The sequence below is a fragment of the Segatella copri genome (assembly GCF_024330485.1).
Taxonomy (GTDB): domain Bacteria; phylum Bacteroidota; class Bacteroidia; order Bacteroidales; family Bacteroidaceae; genus Prevotella; species Prevotella copri_L.
In genome coordinates, this window is record NZ_JANDWX010000018.1 from 43,247 (window position 1) to 69,926 (window position 26,680).

Annotated in this window: 23 protein-coding genes; 12 read left to right on the forward strand and 11 right to left on the reverse strand. The window is 43.5% G+C overall.

The window, feature by feature from the left end; all coding sequences use genetic code 11:
- Positions 1-55: 55 nt before the first annotated feature.
- The 6 genes from NNC77_RS10575 to NNC77_RS10600 all read right to left on the reverse strand — a co-directional run bounded on the left by NNC77_RS10575 (position 56) and on the right by NNC77_RS10600 (position 8,452).
- The gene (locus NNC77_RS10575; RefSeq protein ID WP_117695573.1) at positions 56-544 is read right to left on the reverse strand and encodes a hypothetical protein; all 489 of its coding nucleotides are present in this window, start codon (positions 542-544) and stop codon (positions 56-58) included.
- Positions 531-1,838, reverse strand: a complete 1,308-nt coding sequence (locus NNC77_RS10580; RefSeq protein ID WP_234563895.1) for an AAA family ATPase — start codon at positions 1,836-1,838, stop codon at positions 531-533. The genes NNC77_RS10575 and NNC77_RS10580 overlap by 14 nt, the downstream gene beginning before the upstream one ends.
- A gap of 118 nt (positions 1,839-1,956) precedes the next feature.
- Positions 1,957-2,829: a DUF7281 domain-containing protein gene (locus NNC77_RS10585; RefSeq protein ID WP_234563896.1), complete on the reverse strand. Its 873-nt coding sequence runs from the start codon at positions 2,827-2,829 to the stop codon at positions 1,957-1,959.
- 64 nt (positions 2,830-2,893) lie between these two features.
- Positions 2,894-6,604, reverse strand: coding sequence for an ATP-binding protein (locus NNC77_RS10590; RefSeq protein WP_234563897.1), 3,711 nt, complete (start codon positions 6,602-6,604; stop codon positions 2,894-2,896).
- On the reverse strand, positions 6,601-7,206 hold the full coding sequence (locus NNC77_RS10595) for a condensin complex protein MksE (protein ID WP_228121619.1): 606 nt from the start codon (positions 7,204-7,206) through the stop codon (positions 6,601-6,603). Before NNC77_RS10595 ends, NNC77_RS10590 begins: the two co-directional genes overlap by 4 nt.
- Positions 7,207-7,252: 46 nt before the next feature.
- The gene (locus tag NNC77_RS10600; RefSeq protein WP_234563898.1) at positions 7,253-8,452 is read right to left on the reverse strand and encodes a hypothetical protein; all 1,200 of its coding nucleotides are present in this window, start codon (positions 8,450-8,452) and stop codon (positions 7,253-7,255) included.
- Positions 8,453-8,673: 221 nt separating this feature from the next.
- Between NNC77_RS10600 and NNC77_RS10605 the strand changes: the two genes are divergently transcribed.
- A complete protein-coding gene (locus tag NNC77_RS10605; RefSeq protein ID WP_117695575.1) occupies positions 8,674-10,602 on the forward strand; it encodes a MutS-related protein in 1,929 nt (642 codons plus the stop codon).
- Positions 10,603-10,672: 70 nt separating this feature from the next.
- Here NNC77_RS10605 and greA read toward each other — a convergent pair whose 3' ends face one another.
- The gene (gene greA, locus NNC77_RS10610; RefSeq protein WP_006848453.1) at positions 10,673-11,137 is read right to left on the reverse strand and encodes a transcription elongation factor GreA; all 465 of its coding nucleotides are present in this window, start codon (positions 11,135-11,137) and stop codon (positions 10,673-10,675) included.
- A gap of 154 nt (positions 11,138-11,291) precedes the next feature.
- Positions 11,292-12,422, reverse strand: a complete 1,131-nt coding sequence (locus NNC77_RS10615) for a 5-methyltetrahydropteroyltriglutamate--homocysteine S-methyltransferase (protein ID WP_117695576.1) — start codon at positions 12,420-12,422, stop codon at positions 11,292-11,294.
- A 223-nt stretch (positions 12,423-12,645) separates the two neighbouring features.
- Between NNC77_RS10615 and NNC77_RS10620 the strand changes: the two genes are divergently transcribed.
- The 3 genes from NNC77_RS10620 (at position 12,646) to NNC77_RS10630 (ending at position 15,459) form a co-directional block, all read left to right on the forward strand.
- On the forward strand, positions 12,646-13,122 hold the full coding sequence (locus NNC77_RS10620) for an Lrp/AsnC family transcriptional regulator (RefSeq protein ID WP_117695577.1): 477 nt from the start codon (positions 12,646-12,648) through the stop codon (positions 13,120-13,122).
- Between the two features lie 11 nt (positions 13,123-13,133).
- Positions 13,134-13,832 (forward strand): M15 family metallopeptidase, encoded by a 699-nt coding sequence (locus NNC77_RS10625; protein ID WP_117695578.1) that lies wholly within the window; start codon positions 13,134-13,136, stop codon positions 13,830-13,832.
- A 460-nt stretch (positions 13,833-14,292) separates the two neighbouring features.
- Positions 14,293-15,459, forward strand: a complete 1,167-nt coding sequence (locus tag NNC77_RS10630) for a DUF3810 domain-containing protein (protein WP_254970828.1) — start codon at positions 14,293-14,295, stop codon at positions 15,457-15,459.
- A gap of 146 nt (positions 15,460-15,605) precedes the next feature.
- Here the strand turns inward: NNC77_RS10630 and NNC77_RS10635 are convergent, their stop codons facing one another.
- From NNC77_RS10635 to NNC77_RS10645, 3 genes are read right to left on the reverse strand one after another with little or no spacing between them, the layout of a single operon-like run.
- Entirely contained in the window at positions 15,606-16,103 is a 498-nt protein-coding gene (locus tag NNC77_RS10635) for a hypothetical protein (protein ID WP_117695580.1), read from the reverse strand.
- A gap of 33 nt (positions 16,104-16,136) precedes the next feature.
- Positions 16,137-16,523, reverse strand: a complete 387-nt coding sequence (locus NNC77_RS10640; RefSeq protein WP_147329731.1) for a hypothetical protein — start codon at positions 16,521-16,523, stop codon at positions 16,137-16,139.
- A 47-nt stretch (positions 16,524-16,570) separates the two neighbouring features.
- Positions 16,571-17,110, reverse strand: coding sequence for an RNA polymerase sigma factor (locus NNC77_RS10645; RefSeq protein ID WP_254970825.1), 540 nt, complete (start codon positions 17,108-17,110; stop codon positions 16,571-16,573).
- 358 nt (positions 17,111-17,468) lie between these two features.
- On the opposite strand from NNC77_RS10645, the gene NNC77_RS10650 reads away from it, so the two are divergent.
- From NNC77_RS10650 to NNC77_RS10685, 8 genes are all read left to right on the forward strand, one after another.
- Complete coding sequence (locus NNC77_RS10650; protein ID WP_089544308.1) at positions 17,469-18,692, forward strand: site-specific integrase; 1,224 nt, start codon at positions 17,469-17,471, stop codon at positions 18,690-18,692.
- Positions 18,689-19,060: a hypothetical protein gene (locus NNC77_RS10655; protein WP_117664364.1), complete on the forward strand. Its 372-nt coding sequence runs from the start codon at positions 18,689-18,691 to the stop codon at positions 19,058-19,060. The genes NNC77_RS10650 and NNC77_RS10655 overlap by 4 nt, the downstream gene beginning before the upstream one ends.
- A gap of 381 nt (positions 19,061-19,441) precedes the next feature.
- Complete coding sequence (locus NNC77_RS10660) at positions 19,442-20,698, forward strand: primase-helicase family protein (protein ID WP_228114161.1); 1,257 nt, start codon at positions 19,442-19,444, stop codon at positions 20,696-20,698.
- Between the two features lie 276 nt (positions 20,699-20,974).
- Complete coding sequence (locus NNC77_RS10665; protein ID WP_254970823.1) at positions 20,975-21,925, forward strand: toprim domain-containing protein; 951 nt, start codon at positions 20,975-20,977, stop codon at positions 21,923-21,925.
- A 190-nt stretch (positions 21,926-22,115) separates the two neighbouring features.
- Positions 22,116-23,480, forward strand: coding sequence for a MobV family relaxase (gene mobV, locus NNC77_RS10670; protein WP_254970822.1), 1,365 nt, complete (start codon positions 22,116-22,118; stop codon positions 23,478-23,480).
- Positions 23,481-23,737: 257 nt separating this feature from the next.
- The gene (locus NNC77_RS10675) at positions 23,738-24,331 is read left to right on the forward strand and encodes a C39 family peptidase (protein ID WP_022328649.1); all 594 of its coding nucleotides are present in this window, start codon (positions 23,738-23,740) and stop codon (positions 24,329-24,331) included.
- Between the two features lie 10 nt (positions 24,332-24,341).
- Positions 24,342-24,725, forward strand: coding sequence for a hypothetical protein (locus NNC77_RS10680; protein WP_106812876.1), 384 nt, complete (start codon positions 24,342-24,344; stop codon positions 24,723-24,725).
- Between the two features lie 1,026 nt (positions 24,726-25,751).
- Positions 25,752-26,680: IS1380 family transposase (locus tag NNC77_RS10685; RefSeq protein WP_254986888.1), on the forward strand; the 929-nt coding region annotated here is incomplete at its 3' end.

Genomic DNA, 26,680 nt, shown 5'->3' on the forward strand with positions numbered 1-26,680 from the left:
ATTATAAAAAACTCCGTTTCTGAGTTTTCAAGACATCAGGAACGGAGTTCAAACATTAATCCTCGAACAGTTTATGAAATTCAACGGCATCCATAAATTGATAATTTGGATTATTTCCTACATTTCTTCTAAGCCTATTTAAATTGGAAGGAGTTGCAGCTTTCTTTGTCAGCAAAACATAGAAACTGTTATCAAAAGAATAGTTAGAAGTAACCATTGCCTTTGATTCACTAACCTTTTTTGCTATCTCCTTTGAATCCAAATTCCTGGTATTGCTTAGTCGGAATTTTGCATCGGCCAAAAGTAATCTCTTATCATTCACATGCAATAGCATATCTGCAGAAGATTTCTTATCAGCATGATGCTTTTGAGAAATTCGTCTCTGAACATCATCAAGTTCTATTGCCTTATCTGTGTCAGAGAAAAGATTTTCTGAATTTGGGCATCCCTCCTGCTTCATCAAATGATGCAAGCCGACTAAATCTTTTGCTGTCCAACAATCAATCTTGATTCCCTGATAATTGCCAATCTTAAATTTCGCCATAATTCTCTACGTATTTCTGAAGAGTATCAAAAGACTTGTTGAATGATTCAAATACAGGTTCGATGTCACAGCCCAAATTCTTATAGTAGAACGAGTCTGTACCTTCACTTTGCTCTGCCAGATAAAAACGAGTAGTATTCAACAAGCCCTCTTTTTCAGAGATATACCTGATAGCCGATACCATATCGGGATTGTGACTCGTGATGAGTATCTTGGTTCCAAATGTTTTGTTGATGCGAACAAGAAGATACGCCAACTCAACCACCCATTGTGGATGAAGATTTGTTTCAGGCTCATCAATCTCCAACAAAGTGTTTTCTGTCAGCCACCCGTTTTCTATCAGACGAAGCATATAAACCAGCGGTTTGAAGCCCGATGCTATATCTTCAATTCTAATATCCTTACCATTGTTGCTGTGATAAACTAAATCAACAGCATCGAAATTTTCCTTTTCTACAATAGAACCATCTATCATTTTATTAATAGAATGAAGTAATTCCTGTTTGCCGGTAATCTCACTTCCTTTTTCATTTACGTGAACCACTTTATGTGCCAAGGAAGTCATCAGAACCCTATCTGATTGACGAAGAGAAATAGCTGCTGGTGTTCCTATATATATGGCATTATTTAAACTATATATCTTTCCAAGTCTATCAACAAGCAATTCCACTTCATCTTCCTTAAAGCTTATGCTGGCAGGAAAGCCATCCTTTTCCCGATATACAGAAGCGATTTTCTCTTTCAAGTAACTGATGGGCCGATTTTTTTTGTTGTTTTCATATTTCTGAAGATATTCAGAAAACAACTGAATGGAATTTCGTTCTATATCCTCATGAACATGATTTTGTTCAGTAATCCCAAAAAGATTAAGCACTCGACGCACCTGCTGAGGATTCTGCTCTTTCTGAAGAAAGTTAACCAGCATGTCATCAAGTGAACCAATCGCTCTTTTATAATAAAAATCGAGCTTCTCCACACCACCATTACTCAATGTTACCATTGTCATTAATGATAAGGTATGGTCAAAAAATCGTTTTTTATCATCATCCAGATAATTTGAGATATCATCCAGCGCATTAGAATATTTCTCTAATGATTTGATAATCACATCTCTGAAATCAGAGAAAAAGAAACTGTCTAACACTGACAATGTATTAACGATATAATACAACCAACGGGACATAGTGCTTTTTCCACAGCCATTGCTACCCACGATAACTGTGATACCCTCTATTTCGATATCAGCATGCCCTATAGCATGATAATTGTCTATATTAAAATTATACTTGCTCATTATTCAAACTATTTTAATGCAAAAATACGATGTTTTTGTGTAACCTCCAAATTTTTCTGCTATTTTTAATTGAGTTCCCTAAATTCTTCGTATCTTTGCAGCATTTTAATTCAAGCAATTATGGAAAAATATACCCCTCCTGCTCATATCCCCTGCGATAATGATGAATCATATTGACCAGCGGCTGAAGGCGGACATCCGTTACTGCCATATTCCTGAATCTGGCATATTGCTGATTGTAAAGCGCGGCATTGCCTTCGGCCAATCTTTCCTCGATATCAGATGGCACCAGGAAGGAAGACCGATTACCCAAATAGGCATAAAACTCTGAAAGATAGATATGAACTCCTGCTAAATCGAAATCGCCAAAATGAACGTAACGATTGGGAATGCGGAGAAGCCATGACCTGAGATTCTCCAGGTTTTCCTGTGGATAACGGCAGACAAACAGGAGTTGCTTACCAGGAAACAGGACATCGAAAAGCCAACGCTGCAACCGAATCTGCATGAAATTCTCAGCATTCTCCATACCCACAACTATCACGTCTTCCGGTATCTCGAAACGATCCGGCTGATTGATGAAAACGGAACTGCCCTCCATCGGATGAAGTATGAATGGCTTTCCATCAAGCATTGCATCTATCTGAACATAGCAATCTACCAGAAAGCCACGAAATGTATTCACCTTCTTAGCCTTTGAATCACCCACCATCCTAACCATATCAGCCCTCGTCTGCATAGAGGAAGAAGCGGAAATCCATTCTTCTAAAGAACATTTCAAGCCGAAATCCTGAACCAATAAGGTACGGCAACTCTCTCGCATGGCCTCGGCTATGCGATATTTGCATCTACTGCCATTGTTCTTCAACATCAGGAGCCCTTCCTGCCTCAGCAAAGCCGTGAGGCGAGGAGACAGCTTCGACGAAGCTATCTCCTCCCCCTTCAACATTGCCAATATCTGTCGGGCATCGCCCAATCCTAACTTTGCCATATCATCAAGTATTTCATTTTATCCTGTATATCATATCATCCGATATTTCTACACACAAGAGTTTTTATAATCTCTTGATCAATTGAGTCACCTTAGTATAAGCCCTATTGTCCTTGCTGAGCAGATAGGTGTATTTGTAATCCTCCACATTATAGGTAGTTGGAGAACTGTTTACCAGCAGGATGTTGCGGCGATTGGCAAAGTCGAGGATTCCCTTCACGTTGTTAGGATGCAACTTGCCTATCTCGTCCATCATGCAATGAATCTTGAAATCACCCGATTTCTTCGATGCCTTCTCCTTAAACACGTTGATGAGCATGATATTAACCATCGCCTTCACCAGAATGTCGGTGCCATCAGAGCCCACATTTGCTATCTTCTCTACCCATCCCGTATCATTATCGTTTTCCTTGATGCGAAACTCCAACTTAAAGGTATCAGCCACCTGCAACTGCTTGCGGTTAGGCTCATCCAGAAGCCCCTTCATGAAAGCAAGCAGATATTTCACCGCCTTGGCATTCACATCCTGGCGTGACTCGGTGGCAAAGAGATCCATCTCTCCCATATTGAACTGATTCTCTTCCGCAAAGTCTCGGATTCGCAAGAGGAGGATCATCAGCTGATCGTTGCTCTTCAACGGGCGCAAGGCGATTTCCCTGATAACACCTGCGAAATTCCGCTCCTCGAAATCGTGGTTGATATCGTTGATGGTCTTGCCGATGTCGCCTTCCCTTCGGGTAAGATCACCCACCTCCTTGGAGATTCGGAAGATGATGTCGGTATATCTTCCACTGATGCGCTTCTGATATTCCGAGATTTTATCATTATCCACAAACTCGCAGAGATTGGATGCGAAGGCGATGAACTCCTCTTCCGTTACCGGACTTACATTGAAATGGAAGGTGTTGTGGGCAGAAAACTTACCCAGGAAATCCTGCGATTGCTTCTTGAAATTGTCGAGCGTACGGCTATCCTCATATATCTGGCGCTTCAGCTCTTCTACGATGGCAAGACAATCCTTGGTGGTGATTTTCTCCCCAATCTCACTACTACCCAACGGGCACAAGGTTGCATCGCTCCGGAAGTTCTTTACTGCATTCAAGCCCGCCTCCAGCTTTCTTAAAGCAGCCTGCTGCTTAGCCAGTTTTTCCTGTGCCACAGACAATTGCAGCTTGAGTCGTTCACTGCGCTGCCTGAATTTATCTTCAATCGTCATCAAAGCCTCAGCCTTGTTTTTCCGTTCCTGTCTTACGGAAGATTCCTGGTCAAAGAGTTCTATCTTGTCGTTTCGGTAAACCGCCACCACATCACGATTCTTCCTGATAAACGCCAATTCAGCATCCAGTTCTGCTATGCGCTTGTTGTAAGCATCCAAAGCCTGGGTATCCATACCCTTGCCATGCAGTTCATCGTGCTGTGCTTTCATGATTTCTTGTCTGCGGGCATCCATCTGGTTCTGCTTATCTTCTATCTGGGTACGAATATCCTGGGCAAAGACTTCATATTTCTGAGTCTCCACCTTAACCTGCCGGTTGTATTCCGCCTGATGCGCTTTCAGTTTGCGCTGCAAATCCGTCTCCAGCTGATGCTTCAGTTCTTCCTTTTTCACCTTATCGGAAACCAGCGCATTCTGCTTATCTTCCAATTCAGACAGTTGCTGGCTGCGCCATTTCTCCAAACGGTTTTTCAACTCCAGCAATTGCATCTTGAGCTTCTTTTCCGTCTGAGGCAACAGTTGCATTTCAGCCATTTTAGCATAAAGCGATTCATTCAGCTTTCTTATCTGAAGCTGATATTTCCCCTTCAAGTTTTTATTGTCCTCCTCATGCTGGTTCTGTAAATCATTCAGCAGCTTGATGATGTCTGCACGAAGTTGTTCTTTTTCTGCGAGTTGCTCCTTCAATTCCTTGGGAGTTCTGAATTTTCGCTCTACAGCTGCCAGATTGATGCTTACGCCATAGAGAGAAGCAGAGGTTGATGATGAAGATGAAGACGATGAAGACGAAGAAGATAATGATGACGAAGAATCGGCAACCAATTGCGGATTCAATACATTATTATATAGTATCGCCTCCTCATCTACCACTTTTCCGATATTCTCCTGCCATCCCTTTCTGTTCTGGTCGAGCCATTCGGAAAACGAGCCTTTGCTCTTCTCCAGGAGATTCTGAATTTTTCTGATTTCAGCCTCAATATCCGCTTTCTGCTTCTTGGGTTCATCGAGCGAAGCCTGGTATTTCAGTTCTGCTATCTCCAATTCCTTCTCAGCTTCCTGACGCAAGGTTTCAATGCGCAGTTCCACTTCCTTAATCTCGGTTTCTACCTGAAATTGTCTGGCTGTAAATTCGGCAAACTCCTGTTCGTTTGTCTCCATCTCCCGGGCAAAAGGATTCTCGTGAGCCACCTTTGCCTTCTGAATCTTCAAGGCAGTTTCCTCATGCACCAGTTGCGCCATCATCTCATCCACAGCAGAAATCTTCTTCTGAAACACCTCTCGGGTTTCCGTTTCAGCCTTTCTCCATTCCTGCATCAGGACTTCCTTCTGGGTCATCAAGGCTGCCTGATGTTCATTGAGCAAGGTGGTCTTGCTGTTTCTGAAAGCACGCAAATCCATATCCAGCTGTTCGAGCAGAGCCTTATACTTATCCACCACGTTCTGATAGGATTTCTCCAGTTCTGCCTTCATCGCTTCCTGTCGCCTGCGCTCATCTTCTATGATGGTTTCCTGCTCTACTCGCTGCAAGATATCTTCTATATGAATTTCCTCATAATGCTTGCGCTTGGCGGCAGTTTTCTTTAGCTGCGCATCGAATACGCCCAATTCACGGGAGAGTTTATCACGCTCCTTTCCATATTTTTCCTGTTCCTCACCTATCAGGCGACTTACCCGGTTGCATTCCGCTTCACTTTCCTGGATATCAAGACGATATTGCGGCAGGAGTTCCTGTGCCACACGCTCTGCATAATTGAGTTCCCTGCGCCCCTCGCCAATCAGGCGGCGATTGTTCAGCAAGGTACGATAAGCATCTATCACCTTATCGGCTATGCGGCGAATCAGCATTTCGCCATTTTTCTCTTTCTTCGTCCAGAGGCTCACATCCTTATACTCCTGTTCAAACTCCTTGATCTGTTCACGATAAAAGTTGAGGTCAATGCTGTTATCCTCATCACTCATCGAGCGGATGATGGTATTCTTGATGAAATCGGCATCCAACTTGGTATTGAGGAAGACATTCTGGATGGTGCGGGGGATATTCTGATACTTGGCACTCTCAACAATGGCATACTTGCGGAAAGACAGGAGTTCCTGGCGTCGATTGTTGCCGAAGATGATGTCACGATACATCTCATAACTGCTTACGAGCGAAGATATATCATGTTTCTTACCCACCTGCTCACGTATCTGACTCCACTCGCCATACACCTGCTTACGCTCATCAATAAACCATTTGCTATCAAACGGGGCATCGATGAAACGGAACATCACTCGTCCCTGATTCTTCAAGGCAAGCACACAGTAGGCCCCATTCTCACGCATCACCTCATAGACGATATATGAATTGGGATATGGAAAATAAAAGGCATCAAACGATTTCTTCTCCTTCGGGATGCCCAGACGCAACTTATCAGCATTATAGAAGAACAGCAGCGCACGGAGCAAGGTACTCTTGCCCACACCCTGGGTGCCGATGAAATGAACGTTTCCATCGAGCTTCACCTCGGCGTATGGGATATGGGCACTATTCAAAAATATGATTTTATTCAGATATCTCATGGCTGTTCCTCCTTTTCCTTATCCGTTTCTTTATCTTTTTCTCCGGTATGTTCGGCATCATCAGTATTATCAGTATCATCGGTAATAGATATGCAATCTATCAACTCCTCAATATAATGGAACGAAGCCAATACCTTCCAGGTTTTCTCCACTTCATCCTGCTGCTCAACGAATCCCATTCTCTCCAATTCGCTAATCAGTTTTTCCACTATTTCATCATACGATTTTTTCTCGCTGAAGAGTTTTCCTGCCAATTCCTTCAGTTCCATATCACAATTGATTCTCACCACGATATCCGCCGCAGAGAATACCAAACCGGCTCCGAAGGCTGAATTGTAAGTCTTCAGAAAGGTGAGATAATCTATCCACTTGCTCACCGCCTCTAATTTACGCAGCAAATCCACCTTGGTTTCCTTACGGGTAAAAAAGAAGTAGCCGTCGCCTGCTTCCAGATGGAATCCGATGCCCTGGTAGTACTCATCGTATTCTGCCTGATGGTCTTCGATGGCATCGTAATACCGCTTGATTCTTGCCTGAACACTGTTGTTGGATATGAATCCACCCCTGCTCAGAATATTAAAGATTTCTTCTGTATAATTCAATTTATTCATTGTTCTGTCTTCTTTTATCGTAGAAAGAATCGTATTTTTATCTCGGAAATATCACAGGATATTCCACTCCGTCAGCCTCTGCATAATTGCCTGTAAATTTCAACTTATCCACATATTGCGAAGCTATCTGGCAAAAATACACGAGCTTATCTTCCCGGCTTTGTTTCTTATCATAGTGATAATTCATGACGAAAGCAAAGAGATGGGTACTCGATGCCGAGAAGGCATTATAGATTTCCTGCAGATTCACCGCCTCCAACTTCTGCCTGTTACCTTTGAGATAATCATCGGGAATAGGTTCTGCCAAAGTATCGAGTCGGCGACCTTTCCTCTTTTTCAGTTTTTCTGAAAGAAGGCTGATGCATTGCAGAGCCTCATCAGATGTGCGAAGATTATCTATCGACAACTTGATGTAATACTTGGGTTGCGGTTCCATCCATACGGCATTCCGGGTGGCAATAACCTGTCTTACATCCGTAGCCTCTTCCCATCGGAACTGGTCTTTCAGATATTTCAGTTTCTTCACCTTTTCGAAGATGCGGTTCTGATAATCTATCATATTGAGGTACTGGATAATCTGGCGTTCTATCTCCAGCAGATTATGATAAGACTCGTTAAACTGAAGGCGCACATCATTCACCACGTTTTTCATCCGCACATCCATCGCCATGGAGAAGAAGACGGGCTGATCGGTATCTATCACCCGTTCGCTCTCGGTGATGAGCTGAGATATGTTCTTCAACTTCTCGCTCAGTCGCTGGAGTTTCGTTTTCTTGATTTCGTAATTAGGCTCATTCTTATAAGTATTATCCATATTACGCTTCAAATCCAACACATTTCGAACGGTGGCAAGGGCTATGGTCTTCAGGCACCGGCGCACCTCCTTGAGATACTTATATTTTCGGGATTCGTTATTTTCCTTGAGATAATAGTCGATATTCTCATTCAACACAGAGATATAATCACGCACCGAAGAAACATTGATTTCCTCGTTCACTTCCAGCACATCCTCGAAGAACTTCTGATACACGTCTTCCATCTCCAGACAGTCGCCCGTATCACGAATCACTCCATTTTCTATCAAATATCGGATGCGCTCCTCCTTGTATTCGGTCATTTCCAAGGCATAGTCATAACGAAACTGAAGGGAATGTCGCTTGGCAAACATCTCCTTCAGCAAAACCTTTTCCCGGTCAAGAGTTTTAATCAATTCATCTATAGAATGGAAAGTCCCCATTGGCTTGTCATTTAAATAGCTATTTTTATTTCGGTGCTAAATTACTTATTTTTTATAGAACAGCCAAATTTTCATAGCACTTTTTACTGCCAAGGGTTCATAAAAGCCAGATTCCTATCACGAATATAAGTATAAAAGACTTAAAATGAGAGAATTTATTTTGGAAATCTAGATTTTATCCCTAATTTTGCACATCAAAAAATTCATAATAAAGAAAAAGAATGAATATCAAGGAGAATTATCAACAATATGTAAGCCGATACGCTTCTGAGGTGGCTGCCCTGAAGCGTAAGAATACGGGATTTATAACGGGCGAGCTACTGGCTTTCGGCGGCATCCTCGCCTTCCTGATCTGCTATTTCGCATTGGATGGGGATACACAGAACTATCTGTTGGGGGCGGCGCTGTGCCTGATTGCCTATCTGGGAATCAGACGACTTGACGACAAGAACAAGGAGAAGATAGAGCATCTTTCGGCTTTGCTCAAGGTTTATCAGGACGAAATCAAGGCTTTGGAGGGCGATTTCTCGCCTTTCGAAACGGGAGATTCCTATCAGAATCCGCAGCATCCTTATTCCTTCGACCTCGATGTTTTCGGCAAGAGTTCACTGTTCAACCGCATCTGCCGAACCATCACATCGGGCGGTTCGGAGGCGCTCGCCAGGAATCTTACCTGGGAAACGCCTCTGAGCCTGGAAGATATCAAAAGAAGAAGAGATTTGCAGAAGGAATTGGCGGGAGAAGGCGAAAACTGGCGAATGGAATTTCTGGCACTTGGCGAAAAGAACAGAAGCCAGACTGTGAATGGCAAGATGAAAAAGATTGATTCTGCTGCAGTGATGGATGCGATGCAGAAGGTTTCGAAGATGGAGGTGCCGGCATGGTTTGGGTCTCCGGTTTCGCTCGTCATCGGATGGCTGCTGATTATCGGAGTCATCGGTTCCGTGATTTTATCGATATGCAATATGATTTCGGTGGATTTCGCCCTGTGGTGGGTGTTGGTTCAATACATGGTGGTGTTCTTCGTCTGCAAGCAGACACTTGATAAGATAGACAGCAATGGCGGCAAGCTTCGCCATCAGCTCATCGCCTATGCTCAGATACTTCAGCTTATCAACAGGCGCAATTTCCATAGCGAATCAGGCAAGGAGATGCAGAATTCCCTGGCAGATGCCCTGCCTTCCTTTGCCCAACTGGAAAAGATATTGAAGGGGTATGACAGAAGAGGCAACTTCCTGGGTCTTTTCTTCACCGATGCCTTCATGCTGAGCGATTTCTTTCTGGTTCGCAGTTTTCTGAAATGGAAGAATACCTATATGATGAAGATGGAGGAATGGATGCATACCATCAGCGAGATGGATGCGATGGTTTCGATGGCGGATTTCAGATATAATCATCCAGAGGCGGAAGAGGCAGAATTTGTTTCGGGAAGTCCGGAAGCAGATACTGAAAGCGATGTTTCAGAAAATGCAGGAATCGGAAGTCCGGAAATCGTGTTCGAGGGAAAGAATCTCTATCATCCTTTCCTGGGAACCAAGGCGGTGAAGAACGATTTCACCATCAAGGACGACAACTATTATATCATCACCGGAGCCAACATGGCGGGAAAGAGTACCTTCCTGCGTTCGCTGGGCGTGAACTATATCCTGGCAATGGCGGGTATGCCGGTGTTTGCGGATCAGCTGAAGATTTCCCGTTTCAGATTGTTCTCGAGCATGAGAACCACCGATGATTTGACGCATGGCATCTCTTACTTTAATGCTGAGCTGATAAGACTGGAGGAGCTGCTGAAGTTCTGCAGGGAAAGTGCTGAGGGAAAGTTCTGCAAGGAAAGTGGAGAAGACAATAAGGAGCCACTCCGAACGCTGATTATTCTGGATGAGATTCTGAAGGGAACGAATTCATTGGATAAGCTGAATGGTTCGAGAAAGTTCCTCGAAGCCATTGCCAAGCAGCCGGTGAGCGGTATCATCGCTACCCACGATCTGGAGCTCTCCAAGATGGAGAATGATGCATCAGGAAAATTCCACAACTATTGTTTCGAGATAGATTTAGGCACAGATGTTACCTATACTTATAAGATACAGAAGGGTGTGGCAAGAAACCAGAATGCCACCTTCTTACTGAATAAGATTCTGGAAAAATATTAGAATAAAAAGAGAAACTCCCGATAGTTTGATCAGTTTCAAATTATCGGGAGTTTTCCTTTTAAAGAATACATTATAACTCCACGCTATCCAGGCGGAATTTGAGCAAGCCGGCTGGTACCTTTACCATTACCTCTTCACCTGCCTTCTTACCCAGAAGTGCCTTGGCGATAGGCGACTTGATGGAAATCTTGCCACTATGAAGATCTGCCTCGTGAGGATTTACTATGGTATAATTCATGCTGCACTTGTTGGCGAGATTGGTAATCTTAATCTTGCTCAACAAGCCAACGGTATCGCTCTTCAATCGAGACTTGTCGATGACACGGGCATTCTCCAAGACCTTCTGTTTGAAGCTGATGCGGCTCAAAAGCTTGCCCTGCTCACGCTTGGCTGCATGATACTCGAAATTCTCACTGAGGTCGCCCTTATCGCGGGCCTCAGCTATCGCATCGCGAACGGCTGGCAACTCTACGTTAACCATGTGTTGAAGTTCGGCCACGAGTTCATCGTAACCTTCCTGAGACATATATTCCATTTTCTGATAATCTTAATGAATGATGTTTTTAATTTTCGGGGTGCAAAGTTACTAGTAATTCATGAAAACACCAAACATTTTTGATAAAAAGTAAATAAAAAAAGAGAAGATGTGCAGCCATGACAGACAACACATCTTCTCCTTGAATATATCATTATCCCCAAACTTCCTCGGAAATCTCTCTCACCAGATCAATCTTTGCCCACTGCTCAGCATCGGTCAGTTTATTACCAATCTCGCAAGAGGCGAAGCCGCATTGAGGACTGAGACTGAGCCGATCGAGGGGGATATATCTGGCTGCTTCTCGGATGCGGGCGATAACCGTAGCCTTATCTTCCAACACCGGAGATTTGGAGGTTACCAGACCCAGAACCACCTTCTTGCCATCTGCCACATACTTCAACGGCTCGAAACCACCCGAACGCTCATCGTCATACTCCAGATAGAAGGTATCTACCTTCTCATGAGCGAAGAGATAAGGAGCTACGGCATCGTAGGCACCCTTGGTGGCATAGCAGGAATGATAATTGCCACGGCATACGTGGGTGTTGATGGTCAACCCCTCCGGTTTGCCCTCGATGGCAAGATTGTTCACCTTCAGATATTGCAGGGCTTCCTGCTCAAGGGTGAAACCTGTGCCCACCTTAGCCTTCCAGTAATCGCTATCCACAATCATTCCCCAGGTGCAGTCATCCAGCTGGATGGTACGGCAACCGGCTGCATAAATCTCCTGGAAGAAGGTGCGGTAAGCCTGGGCAATATCCTCAATCAGCTGGGTAGTGTTAGGATAGAACTTGCGGGTATTCTCGGCATTCTTGCCACGGAACAGTTCGGCAAGAAACTGAGCCGGAGCAGGAACCGTCTGCTTTGCCTCGAAGATATATTCGCCATTGGCATCCAACTCCTCAAACTGCTTTACAAACAGGAAATCCTTGATAAAAGGATGATTCTCGCCGGTAATCTTGCCGGTCAGTTGGATAGAGCCCTTGGTTGTCTCCTCGCCATGAAACTGGTAGCCATGCTCCAGTTCGATATGCTCCACGCCATTGAATCCCCACATAAAGTCGAGATGCCAATAGCTGCGGCGGAACTCGCCATCGGTGATATAAGGCAGGCGATGCGTCTTCTGCTGACTGATGACCTCAGTAATCAGCCGGTCTTCTACGGCGCGAAGGTCGGTGGCAGAAATCTTGCCATCAGCAAACTTAGCTCTTGCATCCTTCAACTCTGCAGGGCGCAAATAGCTGCCCACTGCCTCAAAATGTATATTTCTTACGTTGCTCATATTTTTATCTCCTTATTATTATTTGATGTGAATGACTCTTTATCCTGTCATTACCGATGAATGACGCTTTGCATCCGGAATTGCGGGTGCAAAGGTAAGAAGAAGAATTTTATTTGCCAAATATTCTCCGTAATTCAGAAAAATATACTATCTTTGCAGCGAATTAAGCAAATCAGCAGAATATTATTCTGTAAGAATCAGTAAAAACAGAAATAAAGGAACAATGACAACAGAAGAAAAACTTGATGAAACAGACATCAGAATACTGAAGTTACTGCAGCAGAACTCCCGACTCACCGTGAAGGAACTTGCTGCAAGAGTACACCTCTCCCCTTCCCCCACCTTCGAGCGGCAGAAGCGGCTGGAACGCGAGGGATACATCCAGCGATATGGAGCCATCGTAGACCATCACAAGTTGGGGCACAACGTAATCGTGCTCTGCAATATCCGGCTCAAGCAGCACACCCACGATTTGATTCAGCAATTCATGGATACCGTGCAAACCATCGACCAGATAACGGAATGCTACAACACCACCGGTGATTACGATTTCCAGATCAAGGTATATGCCCGCGATATGAAAGCCTACCAGGACTTCATGCTCAACACCCTGGGAAACATCGACTGCATCGGAAGTCTGCACAGCATTATCGTGATTGGAGAAATCAAGGATTCGCATTATATACCCGTAGCAAAATAAGGAGAAACGTGATGAAAGCAAAAAAGATATTGATGATATGCCTGTTTATTTCCGGACTTTTCTGCCTTCCATCTAAGGCACAGCAGCCTGGAGAAAACGTCAGTTCTCAAACCATCAGAAAACTGGGCGAGAAGCATTTCTTCTCCATCTCCACTATTCCTGATGATATCTTCCGCCTGATGCAGGGCAAGACATACAAGAAAAACTGTACCGTGGCAAGAAGCGAACTGAGATACATAAGATGCCTGCACGTAGACAAGGACGGCAGAAACATCGTAGGAGAGATGGTGGTGAACAGGGCGATAGCCACAGATGTGCTCGATATTCTGAAAAAGCTCTACGAGGCGAAATATCCGATAGAACGGATGAGACTCATTGACTACTGGGATGCCGACGACGAAAGGGCGATGAGAGCCAACAACTCCTCCAGTTTCAACTTCCGCTTCATCTCGCATACCCATACGGTATCGAAGCACGGAAGGGGACTGGCCGTAGACATCAACACCCTCTACAATCCTTACCACAAAAGACTGAAGAACGGCAAGGAAGTGGTGGAACCTGCCACCGCCCGCCCCTATCTGGACCGCAGCAAGAACCACGCTTATATGATAAAGAAAGGCGACCTCTGCTACCGGCTTTTCAAGGCAAAAGGATTCAGATGGGGAGGTGACTGGAAACACAGCAAAGATTACCAGCACTTCGAAAAATAGAAATGCAGGAAAGAACAGCCAGCAAGGAAAGGACATAAAAAAAAAGACTATGCCTATGTTACATCATTTCTTTAGTAACTATGGCATAGTCTTTTATTATCCTAACGATCTTTTTTATATGTAACACTAATTTAATTCACCTGTTACAGCCTTTTTATAATACATTGTAACTAGCTGTACCAGACAGAATTATATTCTCTACGTTCATCGTCCTCATTATAGAGGTTCTCATATTCAAGGTTCATAGCCTCGAATGATTCCAGTGTCTGTTTCATGATAACTCCTCCTCTATTTATTAAGTTCAACTTTTAATATGGCAAAATTACTAAAAAAACAGATTTATGATGTCAATATTTCAGAAAACTTTTGTATTTTTGCACCATCTCTGCACATCAGGGGCAAAAAGTGCAAAAAAACAGCTCTGTTCAAGAGCCATGCAAGATAAAAAACAAGAAACAAGATGAAGATATTACATACTTTACGACTCGACAGAATGAAGTGGCGCCACTGGGTACTGCTGCTGTTGCTCATCCTCGTCACCCTTACCAAGATGATTCCTCTCTGGGGAGTTATCTACACCTACCGTGTTTATCCCGTTATCGGCAGCCTTCTTTCGCCCATCTCAGGCATCTTTCCCTTTGCCGTGGGCGATATTTTCATAGCTCTCAGCATCGCCTGGGTCATCCTCTATCCTATCTACGAGATGGGATTACGGAAGAAACTCGCCCGTCGGTTTATCTTTCTTGCTGCCAAGAGCGGCGGCTATCCGAAGAAAAAGGCGGTTTTCGGAAGGGTAATTGAATATCTGCTGTGGGTATATGTATGGTTTTATGCAGCTTGGGGACTGAACTATTCGCAGCCTGTTATCTATTATAGAGTTGGCATGCAGCCAGCTGAGGTTTCGGAAGAGAAGTTCCGGAAATTTGCCTACCAGTATGCCGACAGCCTCAACCTTTTGAGTGAAGAACGGAGAGGGAAGAGTGAAAAATTCAATTGTATTGTGGATGATAAACTGAAGAATCGGGTGCGGGATGCGGTTCTGAAGGAATATAACAAGATAGGCTATCGGGAGGGCATCAATCCGCCTTTCAACCAGCATCCACATGCCAAGACGATGGTGTTTACGCCCATCAGTTCGATGTCGGGTGTAACCGGCAGCATGGGACCATTCTTCTGCGAATTTACGCTGAACGGCGATATTCTTGCACACGATTATCCTGCTACCTATGCCCATGAATTTGCTCATTTCCTGGGCATTGCTAACGAAGGAGAGGCAAATTTCTACAGTTATCTCGTCTGTACGGCATCACAGGATAAGGCGGTGAAATTCAGCGGATATTACCACATTCTGCCCCATGTATTATATAATGTATTCGACATTCTCGGCGAAAAGGAAGGTGAGAAATATCTGAAACATATCCGGCCTGAGATAATCAGGCTGCTGAAAAGCGACCGCCAATACTGGCAGGGCAAAAGATGCAAGGCACTGGATGCCGCCCAGGATTTCTTCTTCGAACTCTATCTGAGAGGCAACCATGTAGAAGGCGGCAGAAAGAGCTATGCCGGCGTCATCGGTCTGATTCTGGCTTGGGAGAACAAGCAGGAAAAATCTCTTATGAAAAGATGACAGAAATAATTACATGAGAAAGAAAAGACGATTGGCGCACGCTCCTGCACCAATCGTCGTTCGCATATATTTGAATATAGAAAGTAATCTTTTTTCCTTGTATAAGAGGACTAATATATTATTACGCTAAACATTTCTGCCGTTTTTTACTTCTGCTGTGCAGGTCCATGCATTCTTCTCGGACCTGGTCTTCCATCCTTACCCATTCTCTTGCGCGGACCTTTCTGGGCAAAGCGCTTCATCATCTGTCGCTCCAGTTCGTAAACACGCTGAATCTGCTGCTGGCTCAGGAACTGTGAATACTTCTTGTAGTATTTCTGACGGATGTTGAGAATCTTCTCGCTCATCTCGAAACGCTGCTTGATTTCCTGTTCGGTCTGAGCATCCGTTTTCATTTCGCCCTTCTTGTGATGAGGGCGAGGACCTAAAGCCCATACCTCTTTCTGACAATCAGTATAGGTCTCGATAAACTTAGCGTTGGTCTTTTCATCAAGCCCCAAATTACGAGAGATGTACTGAGCCTGCTTTTCTGCCAACTGTTCACGACTGAGGCGCTGCTTCTGGTTAGGCGCCTGTGCACATACACTTGTAGTAACCGTCATCATGGCGATGACCATCATTAAAATACCCAAAATTCGTTTCATAACTCTATCATTTTAAATTATTATTGAATCCGTTTAATTGTTGAGGAACACATCCTCCTGATATACAGAGAGAAGATAAGCCTGATCGGCAGAAGACAGCTGTGCGAAAGCCTGATCTACCTCCTGTATTCCGTTATTCACCTGTGAAGGTTGAGAAGAAGAGGCTGAGAAATCGATGTTGAGTACCAGGAGTACTGCCACCGATGCAGCCACAGCTATTGCAGCCGTCCAGATCACCTTCATCAGAGGTCGTTTCTTCGGCTGTATCCTGACAGGTTTCGGTTTGTCATCCTTCACCTGTTCCAGGATGTTCGCTTCCATATCCTTGAAGAAATCATCGGGTGTAGAATAGGGCATTCGCTTACCCACCTTACTGAAATCAAATTTCTCAGTGTTATTGAAATCAAAATTTGTATCCATATTCTTTTCCATTTTGAATAACCATTAAAAACTCACAGAACTCTCACTTAATCGTTCGAATTCATGTACTTGATAATTTTCTCTTTGGCAACATGATAGCTTGCCTTGATACTTGTTGGTGTGGAATCCGCAACCTTCGCTATTTCATCAAACCCGAGTTCATCGTAATAACGAAGGTTGAATGCCAGCTGCTGCTTGGGCGGCAGCGAGAGAATCGCCTTCTGCAGTTTCACCGCCACCTTATCATCAAAGTCGATATAATCATCACCTTGAATCAGGTTGACACCTGTGGTTTCCGATTCTATGGAAACAACTTCCTGTCTCCGTTTGCTGATAATCCTAAGAGCCTCATTCGTGGCTATGCGATAAATCCAGCTTCTCAGAGAGCAATCGCCCCGATAGTTGGCGAACGAGCGATAGATTCTCACGAAGGTTTCCTGCGAGGCATCCTGTGCATCATCATGCGAAACCACCAGTCGGCGGATATGCCAGTAAACCGGTTCCTGATACTTCATCATCAGCATTCTGAATCCGTTCTCCGGGCATTCCTTCAGCGTATCCACTATGCCATTGTCATTTATACTCATATTCGTTTATTTTCATGAACGTTACGATTATATGACCATTCAAAATGGGAAAAGTAAAAAGGCGGAATACTTTTTTTTCTAAAAAAATAACGCCTAAAAAAGCAAAAAATAGCAGAATGATGCTTTTATTTTGAGTTTCAAGTGGTTGTGGCAGCCGTTGGCTTTAAGTGGCACAGACAAGGAAATGCGGAAAACGCAGATTGATGAAATAGAAACGCTTTCAAATCATTACCTCGCAGAAACGCCCTAATAAGCATTTTTAACGGTGACGGTTCATATTTCCCCATTCTGCGTAAGTTTTGGTTTTGTCATGCAGCTCTCATAGTTTAATTTTGCACCGAACAAAAAAGTAAGAATTATGAGATGCACTTTCAAGACAGTCTTCTATATAAATGGAAGCAAGGAGAGAAACGGAATTGTCCCTATCATGGGACGAGTGACAATCAACGGAACTATCGCACAGTTCAGTTGCAAGCAGAGCGTGACCAAGGCTATCTGGGATGCCAAGGGCAACAGAGCCATTGGCAAGAGCAAGGAAGCCAAGGAGGTGAACTTTGCGCTTGACAACATCAAGGCTCAAATCGCCAAGCATTACCAACGCCTTTCCGACCGTGAGGCGTTCGTTACAGCTGAGATGGTGAGAAATGCCTACCAAGGCATAGGCACAGAGTACGAGACCTTGCTCAGAGCCTTTGACAAGGAGAACGCAGCCTTTGCCAAGCGTGTAGGCAAGGACAGAGCCAAGAACACCTACCGCAAGTATCTGACGGTAAGAAAGTATGTTGCCGAGTTCATCAAGTATCAGTACAAGCGCAGCGATATGTCCATGAATGAGCTTACAGAGGAGTTCATTCGTGACTATTGTCTGTACTTGAAGAATGTTGTAGGACTTGCGCAGTCCTCTATTTGGATTTACTCCATACCACTGAAACATATCGTAACGGCAGCTCACTACAACGGCAAGATACCAAGAAATCCGTTTGCCATGTACCACGTTGACCCAGATCACAAGGAACGTGAGTTCTTGACCTTGGACGAGCTTACCGCCATGACAGAGATGAAGTTGGAAGACCCGAATATGGCATTTGCGAGAGACCTCTTTCTCTTTGGTTGTTGGACAGGTATCTCTTTCATCGACATCAAGAACTTGACGGAAGATAACATCAGCATGATAAACGGTGCTCCTTGGATTGTGTCCAAGCGTCAGAAGACTGGTGTACCTTTTCAAATCAAGTTGATGGATATTCCCATGCAGATTATTGAGAGATACAAGTCTTTCAGAAAAGGAAGCCACGTATTCAATATCGGCAATCTTAGCAACATCAACAAGCGCATCAAGAAAGTTGCTGCAATGTGTGGCATCAAGAAGCGGGTTTCATTTCACGTGTCTCGCCACTCTTGGGCTGTTTTAGCCTTGGAATATGGTATGCCGATAGAGAGCGTGAGCAAGATTCTTGGCCATACAAACATCACCACGACGCAGATATACGCCAAGGTGACAAGCAACAAACTTGACCATGACATAGCAGTCTTTGAAAGTCGAATCAAGGGGCACTTGCCTGTTATGGGAGGAATGGTATGAAAAGGACTGTAATCACCGTGGACGGAAATGGAATACTTTCCATTCCGTCCAACTTGGAGAACTTGTGGATGAGTGAGGGAGAATTGGTCAATATGCTTCATGTTACCGCCCCAAAACTCAACTCTGTGATACAAGTCATATATAAAGAAGGCATGTTGTCTATGTCGGAAGTCCAACAAAGACAAGAAACTTCCAAGGGTATTTGGCAAACATTGTATGGATTCCCTATGGTTGTTGCCATTTGCTTCCGTCTCACCTCTAATGGGGCTATGCAACTTCGTAATGCCATCTTCAAGAGGCTGTACGGAGCAAAAGAGAAAACAGCCATTGTCCTGCAACTCTACGGAGGGACTAATTACTTTAGCTGAAAAACTCGCATCTTTGAGGCATCGGTTATTCACTGTCGTATAGACTTGCTGACGTACTGATTCACTGTCGTATCAAGCATTTCTGTGAAGAACGAAGAACTGCCGATGTCAAACGTTTTACAGTTTTATCGTATGACATATAAAACGTATGACATGCAGGAATACATTTTTGTTCATCCCGAGGAAAGGTTTACCAGCAAGCCTTTCTTCGGGATTTTTCGTTCTATCTTATCCCGAAAGGCTACATCAAGCACCTTGATTTCCAATCTTTTAACATTGCCGGTGCAAACTTCTCCATTCTGCGTAGGTTTGTGTTTTGCGTTTTGATTTTCCGCCCTTACCTTTGCAACTTTAATTTTATCAACTCACAAAGGTTAGATTATGAGCAAGACAAACGACAACAATCAGCCTGTGGCTGTGGGAAGCAAACAGCCACAGGCTGCACCTCCGACAAACGAGGTGTTCATCCGTGTTGGCACTACCTTGTACAAGGTGGTTGACCAACCTAACATCAGTGGTGGAAAGGTAAGAAAGCGCATTCCTTGGAACATGGAAACCTTGCGTCAGGACTACGGCAAGGAGTTCATCAAGTACGTTCACAAGTATGACGGCTTCTGTACCGTTCCAGAACATGTGAACCATCGCACGGTGATAGATGGTTTCCTCAATCTATACGAGCCGATAAGTCACAAGCCAATGCAAGGGGACTTTCCGAACATCAAGAAGTTGGTAAGTCACATCTTTGGTGAGCAATACGAGCTTGGCATGGACTACCTGCAACTACTCTATCTCAAACCTGTGCAAAAGTTGCCCATTCTGCTGCTCGTATCAGAGGAGAGGAACACAGGCAAGACCACGTTCTTGAACTTTCTGAAAGCGTTGTTCCAAGACAACGTGACATTCAACACCAACGAGGACTTCCGCAGTCAGTTCAATTCCGATTGGGCTGGCAAGCTGCTGATTGTCGTGGACGAGGTGTTGCTCAGTCGCAGGGAGGATTCCGAGCGGTTGAAGAACCTCAGCACCACCCTCTCGTACAAGGTGGAAGCCAAGGGCAAGGACAGGAACGAGATTTCCTTCTTTGCCAAGTTCGTGCTGTGCTCCAACAACGAATCACTCCCTGTCATCATTGACGAGGGCGAGACCCGATATTGGGTGAGGAAGATTTCATCGTTGCAATCTGACGATACCGACTTCTTGGAGAAACTGAAGGCGGAGATACCCGCTTTTCTGTTCCATCTGCAAGGCAGAACGCTATCCACAGAGCACAAGAGCCGAATGTGGTTCGCCCCCGAACAGATAGCGACCGATGCTCTGAGGAGAATCATACGCTGCAACCGTAACAGGCTTGAGGTGGAAATGTCGGAGCTGTTCCTTGAGGTCATGGAGAACACCCAGACCGACAGCTTGCAGTTCTGCCTCAATGACGCAATCGCCTTGTTGCAATGCAACCACGTGAAAGCGGAGAAGCACCTTGTGCGAAAGATAGTGCAGGACAATTGGAAGCTGCAACCTTCAGAGAACGCCCTCACCTACACCTCATACGAGTACACCTACAACAACAGCGGTCACTACTCGCCAACAAAACGTGTGGGCAGGTTCTACACTGTAACGAGGGACAAGCTAAATAGCATATAATTTTGTTGAATTGTTGAATATGATGAAAAAAGTGTTGAATATCAAGTATTTAAGGCTCAACATTTTCTCAACAAATCTCTCAACAAAAGAAAGAGACTGTTGAAAAGAGAAAACATGACAGCTAATGCCTGTCTTTCTCTTTTGCCCAGTGATTTTGTTGAAAAGAACCATTTGTTGAGAGTTTGTTGAGAAGATAAGCCTTTGGTTATCATATCAATACATACTATTTTCAACAATTCATCAGAAATATATACACCACTTAATCCACAGTAAGACATGAACATTCAAGAAGCAAAGCAAATCAAGATTGCAGACTATCTGCAAAGTTTGGGACACCGCCCTGTCAAGCAGCAGGGTGCAAACCTTTGGTACAAGTCACCGCTGAGAAACGAAAGCGAGGCATCTTTTAAGGTGAACACCACGATGAACAGTTGGTTCGACTTCGGAATGGGCAAGGGCGGCAACATCATCACCCTTGCGTCATACCTTTACGCATCAGACAACTTGCCATATCTCTTGGACAAGATGGAGAAGCAAGCGCCCCATGTACGCCCGACCGACTTTTCTTTCCCTCAGCAAGCTTCCGAGCCGAGTTTTGAGAGATTGGAGGTTAGGGAGCTCAACCACCCTGCACTCCTGCGCTATCTGAGCGAGCGGAATATTGACCTGTGCATAGCCCGAAAGGAATGTGTGGAACTCCACTTCTCGCATAATGGCAAGAACTACTTCGCCATCGGCTTCAAGAACAAGTCGGGCGGTTACGAGGTTCGTAACCGATTCTTCAAGGGTTGCATGTCCCCCAAGGACATCACACATATCCGACAGCAAGGCGAGCCAAGATACTCTTGCTATGTTTTCGAGGGCATGATGGACTATCTTTCCTTTCTCTCGTTACGCATGGAGAAGTTTCCGTCTTGTCCGTCATTGGAAGCGCAGGACTACGTGATACTCAACTCCACAAGCAATGTGGACAAGGCTGTTGACGCACTCCACGGCTACGAGCGCATCAGTTGTCTGCTCGACAACGACGAGGCAGGGCGGAAGGCAACGCTTGCCATCGAGAACGCCCTCAGCTACCGTGTGAGGGATGCATCCCACTTGTACAGCGAGTACAACGACTTGAACGACTATCTGTGCGGAGTGAAATCCAAACAGTCGGTACACCAAGTACAGCCTGTTAAGCGGACTGCTCCACCTCGGAAGAAAGGCGCAGCCTTAGGTATGTAGGCGGTTCCTGCTCCAATGGCTATTCTGAACGGAAAAGCCATAGCTCAATAGGGCGTTTTCTTGACGCAGTGGCACGCCACCGCTAAAAACACCCATTTGAGCAAAGGGGCATCCCCTTTTGAAACCCCGTGAGCCATGCGCAGGACGCAATGCGGCAAGCGGATTTGTACAACTCAAAAACAAGTTTATTATGGGACATTTCAGTTTGGATTTCAAGAAGGCAAAGGGCAGCTCTGACGCAAGGGAGTCAGACCACATAGAGCGCAAGGTGATACCCGACAACGCTGACCCTACGAGAACTCACCTCAACCGTGAGCTTGTCAAGATGCCGAGCGGTGTGTATGGTCGTGACGAAGCCATCGCCCACCGCATCAAGACGGCAGGCATCAAGCGCAAGATAACCAATGACCAGGTGAGGGTGATTAGAACCGTGCTGTCTGGAACGCACGAGGACATGATGAACATCGCAGCCAATGATCAGCTTGACGATTGGTGCAACGACAGCTTGAAGTGGTTGCAGGACACGTTCGGCAAGGAGAATGTCGTGTCGGTGGTTCTCCACATGGACGAGCACACGCCACATCTCCACGCCTCCATCGTTCCGATAGTGACTGGCGAACGGAGAAAGGCGAAGAACAAGACAACGGAAGAGGGCAAGCGGACATACCGCAAGAAAGCCAATGTCGTGAGGTTGTGTGCCGATGATGTGCTCAACCGTGACAAGATGGTTGGCTATCACGACAGCTATGCTGAAGCCATGGGCAAGTATGGCTTGAAGCGAGGTGTCCGTGGGTCGGATGCGAGGCATACCTCCACGGCACAGTATTACCGTAACATCAAGCGAGAGACGGAGAGACTTCAAAACTGCATGAAACTGCTGCAATCCGATGTGGAGGAAGCAGAGCGACTTCTACAACAAACCAAGAGTGAAATCAGCACGGAGAAGCTACAGGCTGCTAAGATGGAAGCCAAGACAGCCTTTGTGTCGAAGATTGGTTCTCTTTTAGGTAGTGGAAAATTGAAGGAGGTGGAGCAACACAACCGAAAGTTGTGCGAGCTTGTGACAAACCGAGAGCAATACATTGACGAACTCCATGAGAAAATACAGCGAATGGAGGACAGCCACACCCAACAACTCGGCGAGATGCAACAGAAACACCAAGCAGAGGTCGTAGATTTGAAAAGCAAGCACTCCACGGAGGTAACGATGCTCAACAACATCATCCGCAAAGCCAAGCGTTGGTTCCCGATGTTGGAGGCATACTTGCAAATAGAAAGTTTGTGCAAGAGGATAGGCTTCACGGCTGAACAAATTAGTGTGCTCCTTGCTGGAAAGGCACTCAACTTTAGCGGTTCACTCTATTCCGAGAAGCACAGAAGAAAGTTCAATGTGGAGAATGCAGAAATCAAGGTGTTCTCTGATTCTACCAAGCCGAACCAATTGTTTCTGTGTATCAATAGACAGCCTATTGTTGAATGGTTCAAGGAGCAATGGAATATCTCAAAAGATAGAAGAACCTTAAATCCGAAGATAAATAAAGAAGAAAAAATCTAAAGACCTGAGCAACAAAAAGTTGCTCAGGATTTGGATATGTCAGAAAAATCACGCTATCTTTGTAGCGTCAAAATTTAAAAAGATATTTCTAGGCAAACAAAGATATATTGTTAAAAAGGATAAATAATTTTAATTTTTCAACACTTAAAATATTTTTTTTGTAAATTTGCAAAAAAATATAGAATCTTGTAGGTTTAAAAATGGTTGCTACAAGTGCAAGAATTGAATGACGAAACCATTTGGAAAGGAAAATGTATATGAAGATAAAACATTTGTTATTTTTTATTCCTGTGACTTTTTTGGTCGCATGTGAAGGGACTGATTTAATCGAGCCAGACAATGTGTCGAAAGAACAGATTTCCACTCAAATAATTTATAACCCGACAAAATATTCAAAACAAAAAGGTGATGTCTTTGTCAAAAGTAGTTTGCCAACAACAATGGCAAAGCAAATACCTAATGCCTGCGTAACATCAATTATGGAGTATGCAAACAATAAAGTTTTTGGTGGAACAGTAAATGAGGGAGCGTATATTCTATATTATACACAAACATATAATTCAAATCCTTTGATTGATGGTGTTTCTTTGGATTATATCGAGCCTTTTGTAACACATTTCTTTAAAACTCAAACATTTACAAATTATAAGTCTGCAATAGATGCCAAGCATCCCGTCATGACTGATGTAAATAGCCAAATAGAAAGCTCTGCCCATAATGTGTTATGTGTAGGATATAACTCCAATACGGGTGCTGCTATTTATATGGACCCTGAGCTTGCTTGTATGTACTCAGTTAATGCTGGGTATTTTTTACAAGATTATAATATAGTATTAACAGGTATAAAGTAATTAAATAAATATGAAGTTAATTTTTAAATATTTTTTTATTTCTCTATTGTTCCTAAATGGGCAATTAGTTCATGCACAATCATTTAAAATCGACAGCTTAAAAGGTAAAAAATGGGAGTTGCAATTGCCAAAAGGAAAGTCTTATACTTCGAATCTTATATTCAAAGATACGACATACACAACTAGTTTCTCCTTTAATGGACAGACTCATACTATAGAGAAGCCATACTTAATACAGCAGGAAAACGTAGAAACATTTTATGTTATTTTTCCATCAGAAGGAAAGGGTACAAAAACTTTCCCTGTTAAGTTTAAAGTTTTAGAATTTACCGACAAGTTGCTAAAATTGCAAAATACAACAACAAATGTTGTAAATACGTATTTCGCAAAATAAACAACTAGTAGATTGTAAAGTCTAAAAGTTTAGTAAGGCACGTGTGATATTTCATCAATCATCAGTATGTGACGAACGACGTTTTACTCAACTTTTAGACTTTACAGACTACTAGTAAGACCGTGCTTTTTGCAACATATTACTCTGTTTGATATTTTTTGTTTAATAAAATTCTTAGATTCATTATTTTTTTTGTATTTTTGCAGCCGAAAAGAGTTGTTAGGCAGCAAACGTATGCAGATTGCAGAATTTAGAACTGTTGCTAAATCATTACCTCTGTTGAGGTGAAAAACTCATAAATAGTTCATTTTTAGCTATTCGGCTGATTTTAGCGTAATTTTTAATAAAAATCGTTTATTTCAGAATAACTGATTCTACCACCTGTTATAAATCTACTCTCACTAAAGTTCACTATCATCATTTTTGAGCTCGATTAGATGAACGTCACAACTATATGAACTTAGAATACAGGAAAAGTAAAAAGGCGGGATACTTTTTTTCGATACCAGTTTAATTTTTCCTTCTCTTTTCTCTTTTAATATCATAGAGAAGAGAAAAAAAGGAGCTATTCCTCCGGTTTCTAATCAAGAAAATAACTCATCGGCAAATGTATAAACAATTTCACGAACCACCAAATTTTTAGCTAACTTTTTTCAGTTTTATCTACATTTTTCTGTTTTTCACTGATTTTTCTGAATGATATCGCTGTTTGTTGCATGATAAAGGAGCAAATCAGCCCTATTAGAATATCAGCATAGAAAAAGAGCTGAAATATTGGGCAGTATCAAATAAAAGACTTATCTTTGCATTACACAAAATATGTAACATAAAATATGTAATGCTCTTAAAAACATGCTTTCTGCCACTTTTCCTAGGGACTTTTATTTTTTCCTTATTTCCGCAACACTATAATTTAATATTTTTTATAAGCACCTGAGCAACAAAAAGTTGCTCAGGATTTTGCCATGTCAGAAATTTCACTTATCTTAGTGTTGCAAAATAAAAACAAACAAAATTCTGAATGACATGGCAAAAGTACAAATAAAATCTGAGAAACTCACTCCTTTTGGGGGATTTTTTTCGATTATGGAGCAATTTGATGCTCTTTTAGCTCAAACCATAGATTCCACCTTGGGATTGAGATGCACTATGTTTGGTTATCAATATAGCGAGATTCTACGCTCTCTGATGTGCGTATATCTTTGTGGTGGCTCATGTCTTGAGGATGTTACAACTCACCTGATGAAACATTTGTCTCTTCATCCAACTCTTCGCACTTGCAGCGCAGACACCATATTACGTGCTATCGAAGAACTGACTTTTAAGAGCATCACCTATAAGTCAGCTTCTGGCAAATCCTATGATTTCAATACTGCAGACAAGATGAACTGCTTACTGGTCAATGCCCTGCTTGCTACTGGTCAATTGAAATCCGGTCAAGAGTATGATTTTGACTTTGACCATCAGTTCATTGAAACAGAGAAGTATGATGCAAAACCAACCTACAAGAAGTTCTTGGGCTATAGTCCAGGTGTAGCTGTCATTAACGACATGATTGTTGGTATTGAAAATAGAGGCGGCAACACAAACGTGCGCTTCAACCAAAAAGAAACTTTTGAAAGAATCTTCAAGCGATTGGAGGCTTCGGAAATATATATTTCTCGTGCCCGCATGGATTGCGGCTCATGTTCGGAGGAAATCGTAGATATGGTAGAGGCTCATTGCAGGCATTTTTATATTCGTGCCAACAGATGCTCTTCTTTCTACGATTCCATGTTTGCCTTAACTGGATGGAAAACTGTTGAAATCAACGGTATTGAGTTTGAGTTGAATTCTATCCTTGTTGAGAAATGGAAAGGAAAACCGTATCGTCTTGTCATACAGAGACAAAGGCGAATAGATGGAGACCTTGACATTTGGGAAGGCGAATATACCTACAGATGTATACTGACTAA